Here is an 18,360-nt window from a genome sequence, read left to right on the forward strand (position 1 = left end):
GGAACGAGGCATCGGGCGTCCTCCGGGCCGGGTCGTTGCGGGCTCAGCCGGCCGACCTCCTGGCGAAGTGTGAGAGGATGGTTGCCTTCCGGCGGAGAGCCTGTCAACGTCGTTCCGTGCCGGGTAACGACCGTGGTCGTCGCCGGGTCGGGAGAGCGGATATCGACCGGAATGGTTCCGCCAGACGGAACCAGCCCATCGAAGGGCGGCGGTATCGGGAACGCGTGAGAGGCGCCATGCACCGTCGGCCGGGCCTGGATTCGCGTGCGTCGCCGGGGGCGGCTCGCCGGCCGGCCGGGCGCTTCGCGACGAGGGACCGCCCGCGCGACGGCTGCGAGGCCGCATGAGCCCGGCCGCCTCCGACACGGCCGACGATGCGGCCCCCGCCGCGCCCGAGCCCAACGCCGTCCAGAAGGTCTGCGCCGTCCTGCGCGCGCTCGCTGCGCCCACGCCCCGGCGCCTGACCGAGCTCTCGGCCGAGACGGGGCTCAACAAGGTGACGGCGTTGCGCATCCTCGACACCCTGGCGCAGGAGGGTTTTGCCGCCCGCGCGGCCGACGGGCGGCGCTGGCGGCCCGGGCCCGAACTGCTGGCGCTCGCCGCCAGCGCCGGCCGGCCCGACGACCTGCGGGCGCTGGCGCGGCCGAGCCTGGTGCGGCTCGCCGAGCTCTCCGGCGACACGGTGCTGCTCTCGGTCAGGAGCGGCGTCGAGGCGGTCTGCATCGAGCGCGAGGTCGGCTCCTACCCGATCCGGGCCAACTACCTCGACATCGGCAGCCGCCGCCCCCTCGGGGTCGGGGCCGGCGCCATGGCGCTCCTCGCCTGGCTGCCCGACCGGGAGGTCGACGCGATCCTGGGGATCGTGGTCCAGCGCCTCGGGCCCTATCCGCGCCTCAGCCAGGCGGAGATCCGCACCCGCGTGGCGGAATCGCGGGCGCGCGGCTACGTCGTGCTCCTCGACCAGGTCGTCGACACGATGGGGGCGATCGGCGTGCCGGTGCGCGATGCCACCGGCCGCACCGTTGCGGCGATCAGCATCGCGGCGCTCACCACCCGCATCCGGGCGCGCGAGGCGGAGCTGGCGGATGCCTTGCGGCGCGAGGCCGACCTGATGGAGCGCGAGCGGATCCCGGCGGGGCAGGGGGGTGGGGGGTGAGAACGACTTCGACTCCCACACCGAAACTCATCCTGAGGTGTCAGTCGATTGCAGGTCGACCGACCTCGAAGGAGGGCTCCAGAAGTCTCCGCGCTCCCTGGAGCCCTCCTTCGAGGCTTGCTTCGCAAGCACCTCAGGATGAGGTCGTGGGCGGGATGGATTTCACCATTGGCCGAACGGCTTCCGATCCGGGGAGACACGCGTGAAGATCGTCGACATCCAGTCCCAGGTCGTCTCGCTGCCCTTCTGTATGGGCGGCCCGCCCGCCACCTTCGCCGGCAAGGCCTGGACGCATCTCGACATCCTGCTGGTGCGGGTCGAGACCGACGAGGGGCTGGTCGGCTGGGGCGAGGCCTTCGGGCATGCCGGCATCCAGGCCACCCGCGCCGCCCTCGACGGGATCGTGGCGCCGCTCGTCCTCGGGCGTTCCTCCGGCGACATCGCGGCGCTGACCCGCTCGGTCCTCCACGCCACGCACCTTCTGGGCCGCAACGGCCCGTTCGTGTTCGCCTTCTCAGGGATCGAGACGGCCTTGTGGGATCTCGCGGGCAAGCGGGCGGGACAGCCGGTGGCGCAGCTTCTCGGCGGCGGGGTCCGCGAGCGGTTGCCGGCCTACGCCTCGCTCCTCGCCTACCACGAGCCGGCGCTCGTGCGCCGCAACGTCGAGGCGGCGTGTGCTGCCGGCTACCGTCACATCAAGCTGCACGAGATCACCGAGGAGGCGGTCGCGGCCGGTGCCGAGGTGGCGCGGGCGCACGGGGCCGCCCTGATGGTCGACGTCAACTGCGCCTGGAGCGTGCCGGCGGCCCTCAGGATGGCGGATGCCTTCGCGCCCCACGACCTCACCTGGTTCGAGGAGCCGGTCTGGCCGCCGGAGGACACGCACGGGCTCGCGATGGTGCGGGCCCGCGGCATCCCGATCGCCGCCGGCGAGAACACCGCCGGCCTGTTCGGCTTCAAGGCGCTGATCGAGGCCGGCGCGATCGACATCGCGCAGCCGAGCGTCACCAAGATCGGCGGCATCGGCGAGATGCTGCGGGTGATCACGCTGTGCGAGGCGCACGGGGTCCGGGCGGCCCCCCACAGCCCGTATTTCGGCTCCGGCCTCATCGCCACGATGCACGTCGTCGCCGCGCGCGTCGAAGACCCGCTGGTCGAGGTGCTGTGGCTCGACATGGAAGCCAACCCGTTCGATCCTTGGGTCCGGGCCGAGAACGGCCACGTGCGGCTGCCACCGGGCCCGGGCCTCGGCTGCGACCCGGATCCGGGCGTGCTCGACCGCTACCGGGTCGGGCCGGTAACTCGCACGGCATAAGGGAGGACACGCCATGAAGGTCGACCGCGTCGAGACGCGTGCCGTCACCTTGCGCCCGGAGCGGCCGATCGGCTCGGCGCTCGGCCAGCTGCATGCCTTCGGCTGCATCCTGGTCACGGTGCGGGCCGACGGCCTCACCGGCGAGAACATCGTGTTCACGCTGAACGACCGGCGCACCAAGGTTTTGCGGGCGCTCATCGACGAGATGGCCGACCTGGTGGTGGGCCAGGATGCCGGCCACATCGCCGGCTTCTGGTCGCGGGCCTGGCGCGACGTCAACTTCATGGGCCACAAGGGCATGCCCGTCATGGGCATCTCGGCCCTCGACGGGGCGCTGTGGGATCTCGCGGGCAAGCGCGCCGGGCTGCCGCTCTACCGCATGCTCGGCGGCGCCAGCGCCCGGGTGCCGGCCTACCATTCGGGCGGCCTGTGGCTCGACCGCTCGACCGAGGAGCTGGTCGCCGAGGCCGAGCGCTTCAGGGCGGCGGGCTTCACGGCGATGAAGATGCGCCTCTCGGCCGGCGACCCCGACTGGAACATCGCCCGGGTGCGGGCGGTGCGGGAGGCGATCGGCCCGACGATCCGCCTGATGGCCGATGCCAACCAGGGCCTGACCGAGAACGACGCCATCCGTCTCGGCCGGCGGCTGGAGGAGTTCGGCCTGACCTGGTTCGAGGAGCCGCTGCCGGCCTGGGACGTCGAGGGGCTGGCCCGCGTCGCCGCCGCCCTCGACACGCCGATCGCCAGCGGGGAGACCGACTACACCCGCTACGGCTTCCGCCGGATGATCGAGCTGCGCACGGCCGACATCCTGATGCCGGACCTGCAGCGGGTCGGCGGCGTCACCGAGTTCCTGCGGGTCGGCCACCTCGCCGAGGCCTACGACCTGCCGGTCTCGAGCCACCTCTTCCCCGAGCAGAGCCTGAGCGTGCTCGGGGCGCTCGCGAACGCCCATTCTCTGGAATACATGCCGTGGTTCTCCGAGCTGTACTGCGAGAGACTGGACTTCGCCGACGGATTCGCCATCGTGCCGGAGCGGCCAGGCTTCGGGTTCACCTTCGACGAGGACCGGATCCGGCACCTGGAGCGGCAAGGCGCTTAAACACCAATCGCGCCGGCCGGGACGACAACGGGAGGAGGACGCCATGGTGACGACGAACCGTCGCGCGCTCGTGATGAATGCTGCCGGCCTCGCGGGGGCGGCGGCCCTCGGGTTTCCCCGGCCGGCGATCGCGCAGGGCGAGCCCCTGCGCATCGGCTGGCTCGCCGCGATGACGGGACCGAGCTCGGCCCCGACGGTCGGGTTCAACCGCGGCGTGATCTTCGCCGTCGAGGCGATCAACGGCGCCGGCGGGGTCAAGGGCCGCAAGATCGAGCTGATCACCCGCGACTCGCAGGGCGACCCGACCAAGGCGGTCAACGCCACCCAGGAGATGATCAGCCAGGCCAAGGTCCACGCCATCTGGGGCCCGACCAACTCGGGCGAGTCCCTGGCGGTCACCCCGATCATGGCGCGGGCCAAGATGCCCAACATCCACCCCTGCGTGGTCGACAGCCTGATCGACCCGGCGAAGTACCCCAACGCCTTCCGCATCGCCCCGTCCAACACCCAGTGGGACGATGCGGTGCGCAGCTACTGCCTGAAGGTTCTGAAGGTGAAGCGGGTCGCGGTGATCGGCGACACGACCGGCTACGGCGTCACCGCCGCCAAGGCCTCGGCGGCGGCGTTCAAGCAGGACGGGGCCGAGGTGGTCTATCTCGGCAACATCGACTCGACCCAGCCCGACATGACTCCCGACATGCTGCGCGCCCGCAATGCCGGCGCCGAGGCCCTGGTGGTCTGGAGCGTGTCGACCGGCATGGATGCCCGCCTGTTCAACACCCGCGCCCGGATGGGCTGGGACGTGCCCTTCGTCGGCCACCCCTCGATGGCCTCGGGCGAGATCGGCGGGCTCCTGGAGAAGCCGGCGAACTGGGACAAGGTCTACGCGATCGGCTACCGCAGCTGCTCCTACGACGAATCCGGCAAGCTCAACGCCCGCAGCGAGGAGTTCGTCGCGCGGCTCAAGGGCAAGGTGCAGCTCTCCGACACCCTGCTGTGGTGGGTCGCCGCCGGCTACGACGCGGTGAGCCTGATCGCCAAGGCGGTGGAGGAGACCGGATCGAGCGCGCCCGACGCGATCGTCAAGCACTGGAACGGCCTCAAGAAATATCCGGGCATCTTCGGCGACTACACCTACACCCCGACGGAGCATAACGGCTACCCGACCGAGGATGTGGTGATGTCGGCGGCGAATTCCGGCCGCGACGGCAGCTTCCGGCTCGCCCCGGGCTATTCCTGACGACGGGAGGGGGAGCGCCGCCATGCTCGCCTCGATCCTGGCCTCGGGCCTCGCTGTCGGCGCCGTCTACGCGCTGATCGGCATCACCTACAACACGATGTTCTCGACCTCGCGGGTCATGAGCTTCACCGCCGGCCAGCTCGGGATGCTGGGCGGCGTGCTGGGCTCGCTGTTCTCGTTGCGGCTCGGGCTGCCCTGGCCGCTCGGGCTCCTGCTCACGATCGCCGGCGGGGCGCTCGTCGGCATCGTCACCGAGTTCGTGGCGGTGCGCCCGGTGCTCAAGAGCCTCGACCAGCACCTCTACGTGCTCTCGACGCTGGCCCTCGCGCTGATGATCCAGCAGGTCACGGCGATCACCTGGAGCACCGAGCCGCAGCCCTTCCCGCGGCTGCTCGGCGGCTTCGGCGAGACCGTGCTCGACGAGAAGTTCTGGCTGCCGGTCGCGGCCTGCCTCCTCGTCAGCCTGGGCCTCGAGCTCCTCTACCGGCGCACCCTCCTCGGCCACGCCTTCCTGGCGGTGGCCGAGGACAATTTCGCCGCCCGGGCCCTGGGCCTGCCCGAGCGGCGCCTCCGGGTGATGAGCTACGCCCTCGCCGGCGGGATCGGGGCGCTTGCGGGCTATGCCGGCGGCGAGCTGCTGCTCGCCTTCTTCGCCAACGGGCCGCACCTCAACTTCTACGGCTTCATCCCGGTGGCGTTGGGCGGCCTGGGCAACAACCGCGGCGCGCTGATCGGCGGCCTCGTCCTCGGGCTCTTCCAGCAGACCGCGAACTTCGTCGTCGGCGGCATCTTCGCCTCCGTGGCGGTGTTCACCCTGTTCATCGTCGTGCTGCTGGCGGCCCCGCAAGGCCTCCTCGGCTCGGCCCAGGCGAGGCGCGTATGAGTGCACCGACGGCCCTCGCGGCCTCCGAACCGGCCGTCCGCACCGGACTGGGCGCGCGGCTCTCCGCCGCCGCGCCCTTCCTCCTCGTGCTGGGCCTCGCCCTCGCGGTGCCGCTCGCCGGCAACGATTACTGGACGCTGATCGCCACGCGAGCGGCGATCTATTGGATCCTGGTCTCGGGCCTCAACCTCGTCGTCGGCTTCGCCGGGCAGCTCGCCATCGGCTACGTCGCGCTGCTCTTGGTGGGCGCCTACACCACCAGCGTGCTCGCGGCCGGCAACGTCCTGCCGGCGCTCCCGGCCTTCGCGGCGCTCGCCTGCGCCGGCATCCTCGGAGCCGTGGTCGGGGTGGTGGTCGGCCTGCCGGCGCTCCGCCTGCGCACCTTCTACTTCGCCATGACGACGCTCGGCTTCGCCACCATCGTCACCCAGGTGGCGCTCGCCTGGCAGGACGTGACCGGCGGCGGCATCGGCATCACCGGGCCGGAGATGCCGGCGCCCTTCGACAGCCGCCTCGGCTTCTACGGCCTCTGCCTCGCCGGCGCGGCTCTCTGCACCTGGATGACCCTCAACGTCGCCGGCAGCCGCTACGGCCGGGCGCTGGTGGCCGTGCGCGACGCCGAGGTGGCGGCCGAAGCCGTCGGCATCGCCAAGCCGAGGCTCCTCGTCGCGGTGTTCCTGTTCGCCGGCTGCGTCGCGGCCATCGCCGGCGGGCTGTTCGCCTCGCTCCAGACCTACATCACGCCGGACGCCTTCACGTTCGACCTGTCGCTCCTGTTCTTCATCGCGGTGCTGATCGGCGGGCGCGGCTCGGTGCTGGGGCCGCTGATCGGCACGATCCTGCTCACCATCCTGCCGGAGGTGGCGGCCCCGCTCGCGGCCTGGTCGACCTTCCTCTATGCGGTGCTGCTCCTCGTCATCGTGGTGGCTCTGCCCGGCGGCATCGCCGACCTCCTCGACCGCGGCAAGCGCCGGCCGCTGCCGGCCGAGCGCAGCATCGTGCCGCGCACCGCGGCTCTCCAGGACCTCGCCGCCGGTGCCCCGATCGGTGAGCCGATCACGCTGTCGGGCGTGCGGCTGAGCTTCGGCGCCGTGAAGGCGATCGACGGGCTCGACCTCACCCTGCGGCCGGGCGGCGTCCACGGCCTGATCGGCCCCAACGGCTCGGGCAAGACGACGACGCTCAACGTCATCTCGGGCTATTACCGGCCGCAGGACGGCCGGGTGAGCTTGGGCGCCCGCTCGCTGCTCTCCGAGGCGCGGGAGGCGCGCGCCATCTTGCGCATCGCCCGCACCTTCCAGACCCCGCGGATCGTCGGCGAGGCGACCGTCATCGAGAACGTGATGCTCGGCGGCAGCGTCGACGGGCGCGCGACGCTCGCGGAGGCGCTTCTCTCGCTCCCCCGCCACCGCGAGGACGAGCGGCGTCTGCGGGAGGCGGCCCGCCTCGCCCTGCGGGCGGTCGGGCTCGACGGCCTCGACGAGGTCCGGGCCGGGCGCCTCCAGCACAGCGAATTGCGCTTCCTCGAGATCGCCCGCGCCCTGATGCTGCGCCCGGCCTTCCTGCTCCTCGACGAGCCGGCGGCGGGTCTCTCGGCCCTCGAGATCCAGCGCCTCGGCGGGCTGATCCGGGCGGTGGCCGATGCCGGAATCGGGGTGCTCCTCGTCGAGCATCACGCCGACCTGATCTTCGCGATCTGCGACGAGGTCACGGTGCTCAATCTCGGCCGGGTGCTGGCCGCCGGCACGCCGGCGGAGATCCGCAGCCACAGGGAGGTCGTCAGTGCCTATCTCGGCGGGTGAAGCGGCGGGTGAGTCGGTCGGCGCGCCGCTCCTGCGGGTGCGGGGGCTGGAGGCGAGCTACGGCAAGATCCGGGTGCTCCACGGCGTCGACCTCACGGTGCATGCCGGCGAGGTCGTGACCCTGCTCGGCCCCAACGGCGCCGGCAAGTCGACGCTGCTGCGGGCGCTCTCCGGCCTGCTGCCGGTCCAGGCCGGGTCGGTCTGGCTCGGCGACGTGCAGCTCTCAGGGATGGGTCCCCGCGCCGCGGTGCAGGCCGGTCTCTCGCACGTGATCGAGGGCCACCGCGTCTTCACGGCGCAGACGGTGCGCGAGAACCTGCTGCTCGCCGCCTACGACCTGCCCCGGGCCGAGCGCGAGGCGCGCGTCGAGGAGGCCCTGTCCCACTTCCCCGAGATCGCGGAAAAGAGCCACGACAAGGGCGCCTCGCTCTCCGGCGGCCAGCAGCAGATGCTGGCGGTGGCGCAGGGCCTCGTGCAGCGCCCGCGCCTGCTGATGCTCGACGAGCCCTCCGCCGGCCTCTCTCCGGTCCTCGTCGACCGGGTGCTCGAGGTGGTCTCGCGCCTGCGCCGGCAGGGCACCGCCGTGCTGCTGGTGGAGCAGCTCGTCGAGAAGGCGCGGGCCGTCTCCGACCGGGTCTACGCCCTGGCGCAGGGCCAGATCGTGCTCGAGGCCGAGGCCGGCGCGCCCGACCTGGCCGAGCGCCTGGAGCGGGCGTATTTCGGCACCGCCGCGGGTCCGCTGCACGCCTGAGGCGGCCGCCGGACCCGTTCCGGCGGTCCTATTGCGCCTTCTCGTGCTCGGCGAGGCCGACCGCCCTGTAGTCGTAGGTCGGGTAGAACTCGGTGCGGTAGGCGCCCCAGGCGGTGTCCTCGAGGACGCGGTTGACCTCGCGCAGGCGCGTGGCCGGCAGCCGCAGGACGATGATCTGGCCGATCCCCATCGCCACGGTCCAGGACACCACCTCCATGCCGGGCGGCGGGAAGGCCTTGTAGAATCCCTGTTTGGCGAGCTGGGCGTTCAGCTCCGCGAGCGGCCGCGACTGGTCGTGGCGCAGGAAGACCGTGAGCAGCACGGCGTTGTCCGGCGTCGCCGCCGCCGAGCCGACCGCCGGGGCGGCGGTGGTCTGGGCCCGGGCGGTCCCCGGGAGGGCCAGCATGGTGCCGAGCAGCAGGGCGGCGGTCCGGGCCGCCGCGAGCGGGAGAGATCTCATGCCTGATCCTGGGAGTGGGCGGGCGCCGCCGAGGGCGCCCGCCGCTCAACGCCGGGAGGGGTGATCCGGCTTCAGGATCTAACAAGCGGTGTTTCGACGCTACAGGACCTTCCTGGCCGCCTGCACGAGCCACGAGGCCGCCTGTCCGGCGCGCCCGCGCCAGGTCGGTGCGCCGGCCGGGAGCCGTCCGGCGAACTCGTCGCGGATCGTGGCCAGGATCGCCGCGACCTGTGCCTCCCGGTCGGGGCTGGGCCCGAGCCGGGCCAGCTCGTTGACCGGGCGGGGCGCAAGGTCGGCGACGCGCGTGCTCCAGTCCGTGCCCCAGACCCGGCGGGCGAGGGCGTCGTTGCGCCGGTCATAGGTCTCCGAGACCCGCGCGATCATCCGGGGATCGAGGGCCCGGAACGGCTCGGCGTCGAGGCCGCCCTCGTGCGCCAGGGCGTCGATGCGCGCGGTGATTTCCCGGGCGCGCGGCAGCGCGCCGCCGAGGGGCAGCGCGCCGGCGGGCCCTTCCGCCCGCAGGCGCCGCGACACCTCGACTCCGACGGGACCCAGGCTCTCGTTGGTGCGGTAGGCGAGGTCCGACGGCGTGAGGAGCGGCAGCAGGCGGTCGGCGAGCCCCAGCTCGGTCGCGATCCGCTCGACCAGCGGGGCCCGCGAGCACCGGTCCTGGACCGGCACGAGGTGCACCCGCCCCGCGGCGGCCCGCGCCCAGCCCGAGAGGCCGCGCAGGTAATCGAACCGCCGCGCCCGCAGCTCCGCCTCGAACGAGGCCGCGAAGGCCCGGGCCTCGCGCAGGAACTGGATCCGCCAGGTGTATTGCGACTGCAGGTAGGCCGCCTGCGGGCGCACCGTCATCAGGATCTCGGGCCGGAAGCCGTGGCGCGCGAACAGGCCGCACAGAAGCTTCGGGGCGCGGTGCCAGGGCGGCAGCCCGCACAGGCTCTCGTAGGAGAGGAGGGCGACGTCCTCCCGGCTCTCCGCGAGTGCCCGGTCGAGATCGGCGAGGAGCTCGCGCCGCTCGCGCCGCGGCCGGCGCCCGTCCAGGGTCTCCCCCAGATACTGGTGGCTGGCATGCGGCACCGGCGCGGAGCGGGGCGCCAGAGTCGGGTAGAGGATGCCCGCCCGGCGAAGGTCGTCCCGGTGCCGATGCAGCAGCATCTGCAGCGAGGAGGTGCCGGTGCGCGGGGTGCCGATATGGATGATGGCGCGGCGCATCGGGGCGGTCTCAGCGCCCGCCCGCCCGCTTGTGCCCCGCCGGTGGTGCGTCTCGGTCGGTCGGGGACGTGCGGAGTGGAGCCCGGTCTGGGGTCATGCGGCCTTCCCTCGTCTGCCCGCGCCTCGCCGCCGCGTCCCGGCCGATCCGGGTGGCGGATGGGGCGCGCGCCCTTCTCCTCGGGGCCGGCACTGAGCCGACGGGGTCCGCCGCCACGACCCGTCCCGCTGGTGCCGCCGGTCGCGCGCCAATCTCGGCCGCGCCCGGAGCACGGAATGAACGCCGGAACAGGGCAAATTTGCGGCGCCCGGGCGCCAGGGTCGAGCAGACGATTCGGGCCCGGGCGTTGATCGCCCGGCCGCATGGCTATTTCCGTGCCGCTCAGGCCCTTGATCTCATCGCGTTTTATGCAAGCGGCTGCGACTCATTCGACGGCAACGATGCGGCGGAATTTTTTGTATCCGAAAGTATTCCGGGTTCGATCGACGATGTTGCTGCGGGCCGGAGATGACGCCGGCGTGGCGGACGGGTCAGCGCAGGCCGGGGCCGACCACGCCCGCCTCGACGGCGACCGAGAGCCGGTCGGTGATCGCCCACTCGACCCCGACATGCGCGTCCGGCCGGACCGCGATGTCGTCGCGCGAGAACGGGGCCGAGACCGGCGTCGCCCCGACCCGCAAGCTCCCGTGCACGGCCGTCGCGCCCGCGCGGGCATAGAGCAGCACGTCCGGCGTGAGCAGCGTGCCGACCTTCACCTGCACCGCCCCGGCGAAATCGCGGGTATAGGCGAGGCCCCCGAAGCCGGGCGTGAGCCCTCCGGAGGTCGTGGCGAGGTAGTCGAACCCGCCGGCGATGCCGTAGACGAGCCGGCCGTCCTGCCACAGCCGCCCGCCCTCGAACCCGATGGTCGGGCCGGCATAGCTGCCGAAGCGCCGCGACGAGACCGCCTCGAATCCGGTCGACAGGCGGCCGTAGGACCCGGACCAGCGGCCCTCGCCCGGCCCCTCCTCGCGCAGGCCCTGGGGCCAGGCGAAGACGGGCAGGAAGCCGAAGCCCGCGAACCCTTGCGCGGCGCCCGGATCCGGCGCGAGGGCGCCGAGTCCGAGGGCGAGGCAGGCCGCGAGGCGGCGGACGGAACGGGAAGCCACGGGTCCGGTCATGCCCGCACCATAGCCGAAGGCGGGCGGCCTCGACAGGCGGCTCCGCTTCGCGCGCCTCCTCCCTCGCGTGGCGGCAGGGAGCGGCGCGTGATCCTCCGGGCCGCCGTCCAGGGAGTCGCGGTCGATTTGGTCGCACCCCAGAGAACTGGGGCGGGGTATGACATAGGTTAGTTCCCGGGGACCGCCGACGCGGCCCGCCGGAGGCGCCGCGCGTGACCGATCCAGGAACCGATCCAACGGGGCGAGCCCGGAATCCGGAGCCGGCCGGCGCAGCGGTGCCCCGCTGCATCGTCGCCGTGCCGGTGCGCAACGAGGTCGACCGGATCGGCCCCTGCCTGCGGGCCCTCGACGGGCAGGCGGAGGTCGGGACGGAGGCGATCGGGGTCGTCCTGTTCCTCAACAACTGCACCGATGGCACGGCGCAGGCGGTCGCGGCGCTCGCGCCCTCGCTTCGCCTGCGGCTGCGGGTGATCGAGCGCGATTTCGCCGGCGCCCAGGCCGGCTGGGCCCGGCGCGAGGCGATGGAGGCGGCGGCCGCCTGGCTGGAGGAGGGGGCGCCGGACGGCGTGATCCTGACCACCGACGCCGACAGCCGGGTGCCGCCGGACTGGATCGCCCGCAACCTCGCGGCCCTTTCGCGCGGCGTCGACGCGGTGGCCGGCACCATCGCCCTCGACGAGGACGAGGCCGCGCGCCTGCCGGAGGCCCTCCACGCGCGCGGCCGCCTCGAGGGTGCCTACGGGGATCTGCTCGTCGCCCTCGAGGCGCTGATCGACCCGGTCGCCCACGATCCCTGGCCGCGGCACGCGACCCGCTCCGGGGCGAGCCTCGCGGTCCGCCTGCCGGCCTACCGCGCCGCCGGCGGCATGCCGGCGGTGCCGCTCGGCGAGGACCGGGCCTTCGCCGCCGCCCTGCTGCGGGCGGATGCCCGGCTGCGCCACGCCCCCGACATCGTCGTGGTCACCTCGGGCCGGCTCGACGGCCGGGCGCCCGGAGGCGCCGCCGACACGATGCGCCGGCGGTGCGACGCGCCGGAGAGCCCCTGCGACCCGCGCCTCGAACCCCTGGCGCGCGCCCTGTTCCGGTTCGCCTGGGGCCGCCGGCTGCGGCGCCTGCACGCCGCCGGGCGCCTGGAGCGCACCCTTCTCTGGGCGCCCTGGCTGGGCATCGGCCGCGGGGAGGCGCGCCGCATCGCCCGCCTGCCCACCCTCGGCGCGAGGCTCGCGGCGATCGAGGGGGCGAGCCCGCTCCTCGCCTTCCGCCCCCTGTGCCCGGGCGTGCTGCCGGGGCAGATCCGGCGCGCCCGGACCGTGCTGGCCGGGCTGCGGCTCGGGGCACGTGGCCTGCGGCGCCTCGCCACCTCCGGCCCGTTCCCGCCCGCGCTCGGCCAGGCCTCGGAGCCGACCGGCAATGCCTGATCCAGACCTCCGCGGCGCCGTCGCGGCCGCACGCCGGATCGCGGCCCGTGCCGCCCTGCGGGCCGACGAGCAGGACCGCGACGACGGCTTTCCGGCGGAGGATCTCGCCGATCTCGCCGAGGCCGGCCTCCTCGCCGCCCCGGTGCCGGCGGAGGAGGGCGGCGCCGGCCTCGGGCAGGAGCCTCGCGCGGCCGATCTCGCCGAGGTGCTGCGCCTCGTCGGCTCCGGCAGCCTGGCGCTCGGGCGGCTCTACGAGGGCCACGTCAACGCGCTCCAGCTCGTCGCCCGCTTCGCCGCTCCGGTCGAGCGCCGCGCGCTCTGCGCGGAGGCCCGCGCCGGCCACCTGTTCGGGGTCTGGAACACCGAGCCGGCGGAGGGCGGCCTCGTCCTCGGCGCGGACGGGCGCCTGACCGGCGCCAAGACCTTCGCGTCAGGCGCCGGCCACGTCACCCGCGCCCTCGTGACGGCGCGCCCGCCCGGCCGGACCGAGCCGCTGATGCTGGTCGTCGCGCTCGAGCCCGGGACGAGGGCCGACCTCGCGGAATGGCGCGCGCAGGGCATGCGCGCCTCGGCCACCGGCACCGTCGACCTCACCGGCCTCTCGCCCCTGGCCCAACTCGGCGGGCCGGACGACTACCACCGCCAGCCGCACTTCTCCGGCGGCGCCTGGCGCTTCGCGGCGGTGCAGCTCGGGGGCCTCGAAGCGGTGTTCGAGGCCTGGCGCGGCCACCTCGCGCGGACCGGCCGCGGCGACGATCCCCACCAGCTTGCCCGCCTCGGCGAGGGGGCGATCGCGCTCGAGGGGGCGCGTCTCTTCGTGACGCGGGCGGCCGCCTTGGTCGCCGAGGACGCGCTGCCGGCCGACCGCATCGTCGCGTTCGTCAACCTGACCCGGCTCGCGGTCGAGCGGGCGGGGCTCGAGGTGCTCGGGCTCGCCCAGCGCTCGGTCGGCCTCCAGAGCTTCCTTCACGGCCATCCGCTCGAGCGGCTCGCGCGCGACCTCGCGACCTATCTGCGCCAGCCCGCCCCCGACCGCGCCCTCACCGGTGCCGCCGCCACGATCCTCTCGGCCGAGGGCCCGGTCGCCGACCTCTGGCACCCGGAGGCGTGCTGATGCGGGCCGATGCCTTCCTCGAAGCCGCCGCGGCGCTGCCGGTGCGCTCCCTGCGCGACCTGGTGGCGTCGGGCGGGATCGTCGTGGTGGCGCCCCACCCGGACGACGAGAGCCTCGGCTGCGGCGGGCTCATCGCCGAGGCCTCTGCCTGCGGGATCCCGGTCCGCCTCGTGGTGGTGAGCGACGGGGTCGGCTCGCACCCGAACTCGCCGAGCCACCCGCCCGCGCGCCTGCGCACCTTACGCGAATCCGAGACCCTGGCGGCCGCGGCGGCGTTGGGCCTCGCGCCCGACCACGTCGCCTTCCTGCGCCTGCCCGACCGGTTCGTGCCGGCCTGCGGGCCGGAGGCCGAGGCGGCGGCCGTCGCGATCGCCGCGGCGGCCCGGTCCTGCGGGGCCGGGGCCCTGTTCGTGACCTGGGAGCACGACCCGCATTGCGACCACGCGGCGAGCGCGGCGCTCGCCCGCCGGGCCCGGGCGCTTCTGGGAGGCGTCCCCCTCTACGCCTACCCGGTCTGGGGCTGGACCTTGCCGCCGGAGGCCGAGGTCGGGCCGCCGCCCCGGGGCGCCCGCCTCGCCATCGGCCGCCACCGCGCCCGCAAGGCGGCGGCGATCACGGCCCACCGCTCGCAGACCACCGACCTGATCGCCGACGATCCCGGGGGCTTCCGCCTCGAGCTGGCGATGCTCGCCCGCTTCGCGGGCGAGCACGAGATCTTCCTGGAGGTTGCGCCGTGAGGACGTCCCGATGACCCGCCACGCGACCTCGCTGCCCCCCGGCTACTTCGACGCGCGCTACGCCGCCGATCCCGATCCCTGGAACTTCGCCGACAGCCCCTACGAGCGCGACAAGTACGCCGCCACCCTCGCGGCGCTGCCGCGCCCGCGTTACGCCTCCGCGCTCGAGGTCGGCTGCTCGATCGGGGTGCTGACCGCCGCACTCGGCCCCCGCTGCGACGCGCTCCTCGCCCTCGACGTCGCCGAGGGCGCCCTGGCCCAGGCGCGTGAGCGTGGCCGCGCCCTTCCGGGTCTCCGCTTCCTGCGCGCCCAGGTGCCGGGCGAGTGGCCGGACGGCACCTTCGACCTGATCCTTCTGTCGGAGGTCGTCTACTACCTCGATGCCGGCGACGTCGCCCGCCTGGCGGGCCGCGTCCGCACCAGCCTTGAGCCCGGCGGCGACGTCGTCCTGGTCCACTGGACCGGCGAGACGGACTATCCCCTGAGCGGCGACGAGGCCGCCGACCTCTTTCTCCGCGCGACCCGCGACCACCTCGCGGTCGACCGGCAGATCCGGACCGGGTCGTACCGGCTGGACGTGCTGCGCGGTCGGGACGGCGTGTAGGCGCGCCCCGCCCGAGGAAGGCTCGCGACAGCAGGCGCCTGCGGCTGAGTGCTCCCCACGCCTCTGGCCGGACGCAGTCGCATTCGCCCTGAAAACCTTCCGTTATCCATCCGACATGACAGCAGTGGAGCCTGTCGAACTTTGCATCGTTACACTCGAATGCGCTGGCGAGCGCGTCGGCATCGCACCCGGCCGGCATGAGATCTGACCTGAAAGCTGCCTGATCTGCCGCCAAAGAGACGAAGCCTTAAGTGCAGGCATATAGTCCTATCCAGTGCCGGATGCGCCGAGCCGGCACCCTGCGCGGAGCCCGAAGAACCCCATGTCTGCCGAGTTGCGCCTCGTTCCGGAGCCCCGCCCGGGCTCCGGGCCCGCCCGCGCGGGCGATCCCGTCGCGCCGGGCCCGGCCGCCTCGGTGCGGCTCGCCCGCTGCATCGACGCCGTCCGGCACGGCTTCCTGCTGATCGATCCCCTCGGGCGCGTCGCGCTCTGCACCGGGCCGGCCCGCGCGCTCCTGCAGCGTCTCGGCCTCGCCGGCGCGCCGTCGCTGCGCGGGCTCCTGCGCCTCGCCTGCGCGGGCTCGGGGCTGGGCGTGCGGGAGGTCGTGGCCCGCTTGCGGGGCGAGGGCGCGTTCGCGGTGGCGCTGGGCGGCCACACCGTCGAGGTCGAGCTGCACCCGGTCCCGGGCGAGGGCGTCGCGCTGGTGCTCGAGGACGTCAGCGCCCGCCGGGCCGCGGAGGCCCGGGCCCTCGAACTCGCCCGCCTCGATCCCCTGACCGGGCTGCCGAATCGCCTGCAGCTGCGCGAGCACCTCGACGCCGCCCTCCTGCGCCTCCAGCGCACCGGCGAGGGCTGCGCCGTGCTGCTCGTCGATCTCGACCGGTTCAAGCCGGTCAACGACACCCTCGGCCATCCCGTCGGCGACGCGCTGCTGCAGAAGGTGGCCGACCGCCTGCGCTCGATGGTCCGGGCCGGCGACACGGTCGCGCGGATCGGCGGCGACGAGTTCGTGGTGCTGCAGGCCGGCGTCGCCGAGCCCGACGAGGCCCAGGCGCTGGCCCGCCGCGTCGTCGACCTCGTGGGCCGCACCTACATGGTGGAGGGCCAGCTGCTCTCCATCGGGGCGAGCGTCGGCGTCGCCGTCGCGCCGGCGGACGGCCAGGAGGCCGACCGGCTCCTGAAGAACGCCGACCTCGCCCTCTACCGCGCCAAGCTCGACGGCCGGGGCATTTTTCGGTTCTTCGAGCCGGCCATGGACGCCCGCATGCAGGCGCGCCGGCGCCTCGAACTCGACATGCGCCAGGCGCTCGCCCGGCGCGAGTTCAAGCTCCACTACCAGCCGCAGCTCAATCTCGCGGACGAGCGCCTCGTCGGCTGCGAGGCGCTGATCCGCTGGCACCATCCGGAGCGCGGGCTCGTCCCGCCGGTCGACTTCATCCCGCTCGCCGAGGAAATCGGCCTCATCGTGCCGATCGGCGAGTGGGTGATCCGCCAGGCCTGCCGCGACGCCGCCTCCTGGCCCCGGCCGCTCACCGTGGCGGTGAACGTCTCGCCGGCCCAGTTCACGAGCGACCGCCTCGTCGAGACCATCGTGTCGGCGCTCGCCAATGCCGATCTTCCGGCCGCGCGGCTCGAGGTCGAGATCACCGAGGGCGTGCTGCTGCAGGACAACGACAGGACCCTGCACACGCTCCACCGCCTGCGGGCGCTCGGCGTGCGGGTCTCGATGGACGATTTCGGCACCGGCTACTCGTCCCTGAGCTACCTGCGCGCCTTCCCGTTCGACAAGATCAAGATCGACCGCTCGTTCGTCACCGGCCTCTGCGCCGAGACGGAGTCGGGCGCCAGGGCCGACGGCGAGGCGATCATCCGGGCCATCGCCGGCCTCGGCCGCAGCCTCGGCATGACCACGGTGGCGGAGGGCGTCGAGACGCCCGAGCAGCTGCGGCGCATCCGGGCCGAGGGCTGCACCGACGTCCAGGGCTACCTCATCAGCAGGCCGCTGCCGGCCGACGACCTCCTGCGCCTCCTCTCCGCCCCCACCCTCACCGGAGCCCCGCGATGAGCGACCTCTACCGCCTGGTCTATGCCAGCAAGAACCTGCTCCAGGGCCCCGACCCCGAGGTCACGGCGGCGGTGCGCCAGATCCTCGCGACCTCCCAGGCCAACAACCGCGCGGCCGGGGTCACCGGCGCGCTGATGTTCAACGGCGGCGCCTTCGCGCAGGTGCTCGAGGGGCCGCGCGCCGGCGTGGAGGACACCTTCGAGCGCATCCAGCGCGACGAGCGGCACGGCGACGTCACGGTGCTGCAATGCAGCCCGATCGAGGAGCGCGGCTTCCCGGACTGGTCGATGGCCTTCGTCGGCCAGTCCGCCCGCGGCCAGGCCCTGTGGTGCGGGCTCGCCGCCGAGAGCGGCTTCGACCTCTCCCGCCTCGACGGCGACGGGGTGTTCGCCATGCTGCACGGCCTGGTGCGGGAGGAGGAGGGCGCGCCGACCGCGGTCTCGCCGCTGCCGGCCGGACCCCGCCCGGTCGCGCCCGCGGACGCTGCGGCGCCGGCCCCGGACGCCGTGGCTCCGCCCCCGCGCCCGGCCCCGACGGAGGTTCCCGCCGCGGAGTCGGGCTCCGCGGCGCTCGCGGTCCTCAGGACCGCGCTCGCCCGCGAGCGCGAGCGGGCCCACGCCCTGTCGGCCGAGGTCGACGAGCTTCAGGTCGCCCTGGCCGTGAGCCGCGACCGGCTGGAGGCCCTGCGCGCCGAGCGCGACCACTGGGCCGAGCGCGCCCGCATGCTTGCCGCGGTGGTGTGCGGGGACGCCGAGGCCGTGCGGCGTGGGGCGACGCGAGAGCCGCGCGAGACCCGGGCCTCCGAGCGGTCCGTTGCCTGACGTCGCGACCCGACATCCCGCCCAGGTCCCGATTGGCCGTCGAGCGCCGGCGAGACGATCGCCGGCGCTCGACGGCGTTTTCTCTTCTGCCTGTTCCTCGCGGAGACCGCAGCCGGACGCTTTGACGGTGTGACGAGGAGAGGATGCTCGAGCAGATTGCAGCATCGCAATCCTCTCGCAACCTCGCCTACACCTGCCGGGTATGATGATCGCACGCGTGCGCGGCGGCATCGTCCGGCGATGCGGTGGCGAGCGTCGATCCCTGTTGGACCCAGTCGCGGGCAGGAGCGCCTGTATTGGCGCAGCGGGCGCCGCAAGTCGAACAGAATCGCATTGTAAACTGACCGCCGATTTGAGAATTGGTCGATGTTAATCCGATTTGTAAAGATTTACTTCCGTAAACCTAAATAAATTGTTATTTATAAATAAAATTACAATAAATTCTCTATTTTATAAAGATAAATTTGCCTCCGCGAGCCAGAAGATAGGCCGATCGATTTTGCGCTTTTTGGCTCG

The 18,360-nt window shown here is 73.5% G+C and carries 16 protein-coding genes; 13 read left to right on the plus strand and 3 right to left on the minus strand.

Features of this window, described 5'->3' with window-relative positions; all coding sequences use genetic code 11:
- The first annotated feature begins 343 nt into the window (after positions 1–343).
- From EU555_RS16550 to EU555_RS16580, 7 genes are all read left to right on the plus strand, one after another.
- Positions 344–1,156, plus strand: a complete 813-nt coding sequence (locus EU555_RS16550; protein ID WP_135415977.1) for an IclR family transcriptional regulator — start codon at positions 344–346, stop codon at positions 1,154–1,156.
- Positions 1,157–1,358: 202 nt separating this feature from the next.
- Positions 1,359–2,471: a mandelate racemase/muconate lactonizing enzyme family protein gene (locus EU555_RS16555; protein WP_135415979.1), complete on the plus strand. Its 1,113-nt coding sequence runs from the start codon at positions 1,359–1,361 to the stop codon at positions 2,469–2,471.
- A 13-nt stretch (positions 2,472–2,484) separates the two neighbouring features.
- Positions 2,485–3,573: a mandelate racemase/muconate lactonizing enzyme family protein gene (locus EU555_RS16560; RefSeq protein ID WP_135415981.1), complete on the plus strand. Its 1,089-nt coding sequence runs from the start codon at positions 2,485–2,487 to the stop codon at positions 3,571–3,573.
- Positions 3,574–3,616: 43 nt separating this feature from the next.
- Complete coding sequence (locus tag EU555_RS16565; protein WP_245524332.1) at positions 3,617–4,813, plus strand: ABC transporter substrate-binding protein; 1,197 nt, start codon at positions 3,617–3,619, stop codon at positions 4,811–4,813.
- A 22-nt stretch (positions 4,814–4,835) separates the two neighbouring features.
- A complete protein-coding gene (locus EU555_RS16570) occupies positions 4,836–5,696 on the plus strand; it encodes a branched-chain amino acid ABC transporter permease (RefSeq protein ID WP_135415983.1) in 861 nt (286 codons plus the stop codon).
- Positions 5,693–7,498 (plus strand): branched-chain amino acid ABC transporter ATP-binding protein/permease, encoded by a 1,806-nt coding sequence (locus EU555_RS16575; RefSeq protein ID WP_135415985.1) that lies wholly within the window; start codon positions 5,693–5,695, stop codon positions 7,496–7,498. The genes EU555_RS16570 and EU555_RS16575 overlap by 4 nt, the downstream gene beginning before the upstream one ends.
- The gene (locus EU555_RS16580) at positions 7,479–8,249 is read left to right on the plus strand and encodes an ABC transporter ATP-binding protein (protein ID WP_167858568.1); all 771 of its coding nucleotides are present in this window, start codon (positions 7,479–7,481) and stop codon (positions 8,247–8,249) included. The genes EU555_RS16575 and EU555_RS16580 overlap by 20 nt, the downstream gene beginning before the upstream one ends.
- A gap of 28 nt (positions 8,250–8,277) precedes the next feature.
- On the opposite strand, the gene EU555_RS16585 is transcribed toward EU555_RS16580, so the two are convergent.
- The 3 genes from EU555_RS16585 to EU555_RS16595 all read right to left on the minus strand — a co-directional run bounded on the left by EU555_RS16585 (position 8,278) and on the right by EU555_RS16595 (position 11,073).
- Positions 8,278–8,709 (minus strand): hypothetical protein, encoded by a 432-nt coding sequence (locus tag EU555_RS16585; RefSeq protein WP_135415989.1) that lies wholly within the window; start codon positions 8,707–8,709, stop codon positions 8,278–8,280.
- Positions 8,710–8,808: 99 nt separating this feature from the next.
- Positions 8,809–9,927: a hypothetical protein gene (locus EU555_RS16590; protein WP_205820940.1), complete on the minus strand. Its 1,119-nt coding sequence runs from the start codon at positions 9,925–9,927 to the stop codon at positions 8,809–8,811.
- A gap of 528 nt (positions 9,928–10,455) precedes the next feature.
- On the minus strand, positions 10,456–11,073 hold the full coding sequence (locus EU555_RS16595) for an outer membrane protein (protein ID WP_245524333.1): 618 nt from the start codon (positions 11,071–11,073) through the stop codon (positions 10,456–10,458).
- A 287-nt stretch (positions 11,074–11,360) separates the two neighbouring features.
- Here EU555_RS16595 and EU555_RS16600 point away from each other — a divergent pair, with 287 nt between their 5' ends.
- The 6 genes from EU555_RS16600 to EU555_RS16625 all read left to right on the plus strand — a co-directional run bounded on the left by EU555_RS16600 (position 11,361) and on the right by EU555_RS16625 (position 17,844).
- Entirely contained in the window at positions 11,361–12,503 is a 1,143-nt protein-coding gene (locus EU555_RS16600; protein ID WP_135415993.1) for a glycosyltransferase family A protein, read from the plus strand.
- Positions 12,496–13,617: an acyl-CoA dehydrogenase family protein gene (locus tag EU555_RS16605; protein ID WP_135415995.1), complete on the plus strand. Its 1,122-nt coding sequence runs from the start codon at positions 12,496–12,498 to the stop codon at positions 13,615–13,617. The genes EU555_RS16600 and EU555_RS16605 overlap by 8 nt, the downstream gene beginning before the upstream one ends.
- Entirely contained in the window at positions 13,617–14,354 is a 738-nt protein-coding gene (locus tag EU555_RS16610) for a PIG-L deacetylase family protein (protein ID WP_135415997.1), read from the plus strand. The genes EU555_RS16605 and EU555_RS16610 overlap by 1 nt, the downstream gene beginning before the upstream one ends.
- A 10-nt stretch (positions 14,355–14,364) precedes the next feature.
- Positions 14,365–14,958: a class I SAM-dependent DNA methyltransferase gene (locus EU555_RS16615; RefSeq protein WP_135415999.1), complete on the plus strand. Its 594-nt coding sequence runs from the start codon at positions 14,365–14,367 to the stop codon at positions 14,956–14,958.
- Between the two features lie 322 nt (positions 14,959–15,280).
- On the plus strand, positions 15,281–17,023 hold the full coding sequence (locus tag EU555_RS16620) for a putative bifunctional diguanylate cyclase/phosphodiesterase (protein ID WP_135416001.1): 1,743 nt from the start codon (positions 15,281–15,283) through the stop codon (positions 17,021–17,023).
- Positions 17,020–17,844 carry a BLUF domain-containing protein gene (locus EU555_RS16625; protein ID WP_135416003.1) on the plus strand — a complete coding sequence of 275 codons (825 nt, stop codon included), beginning with the start codon at positions 17,020–17,022 and terminating at the stop codon, positions 17,842–17,844. The genes EU555_RS16620 and EU555_RS16625 overlap by 4 nt, the downstream gene beginning before the upstream one ends.
- Positions 17,845–18,360: the final 516 nt, after the last annotated feature.

The organism is Methylobacterium nonmethylotrophicum (genome assembly GCF_004745635.1).
GTDB lineage: Bacteria > Pseudomonadota > Alphaproteobacteria > Rhizobiales > Beijerinckiaceae > Methylobacterium > Methylobacterium nonmethylotrophicum.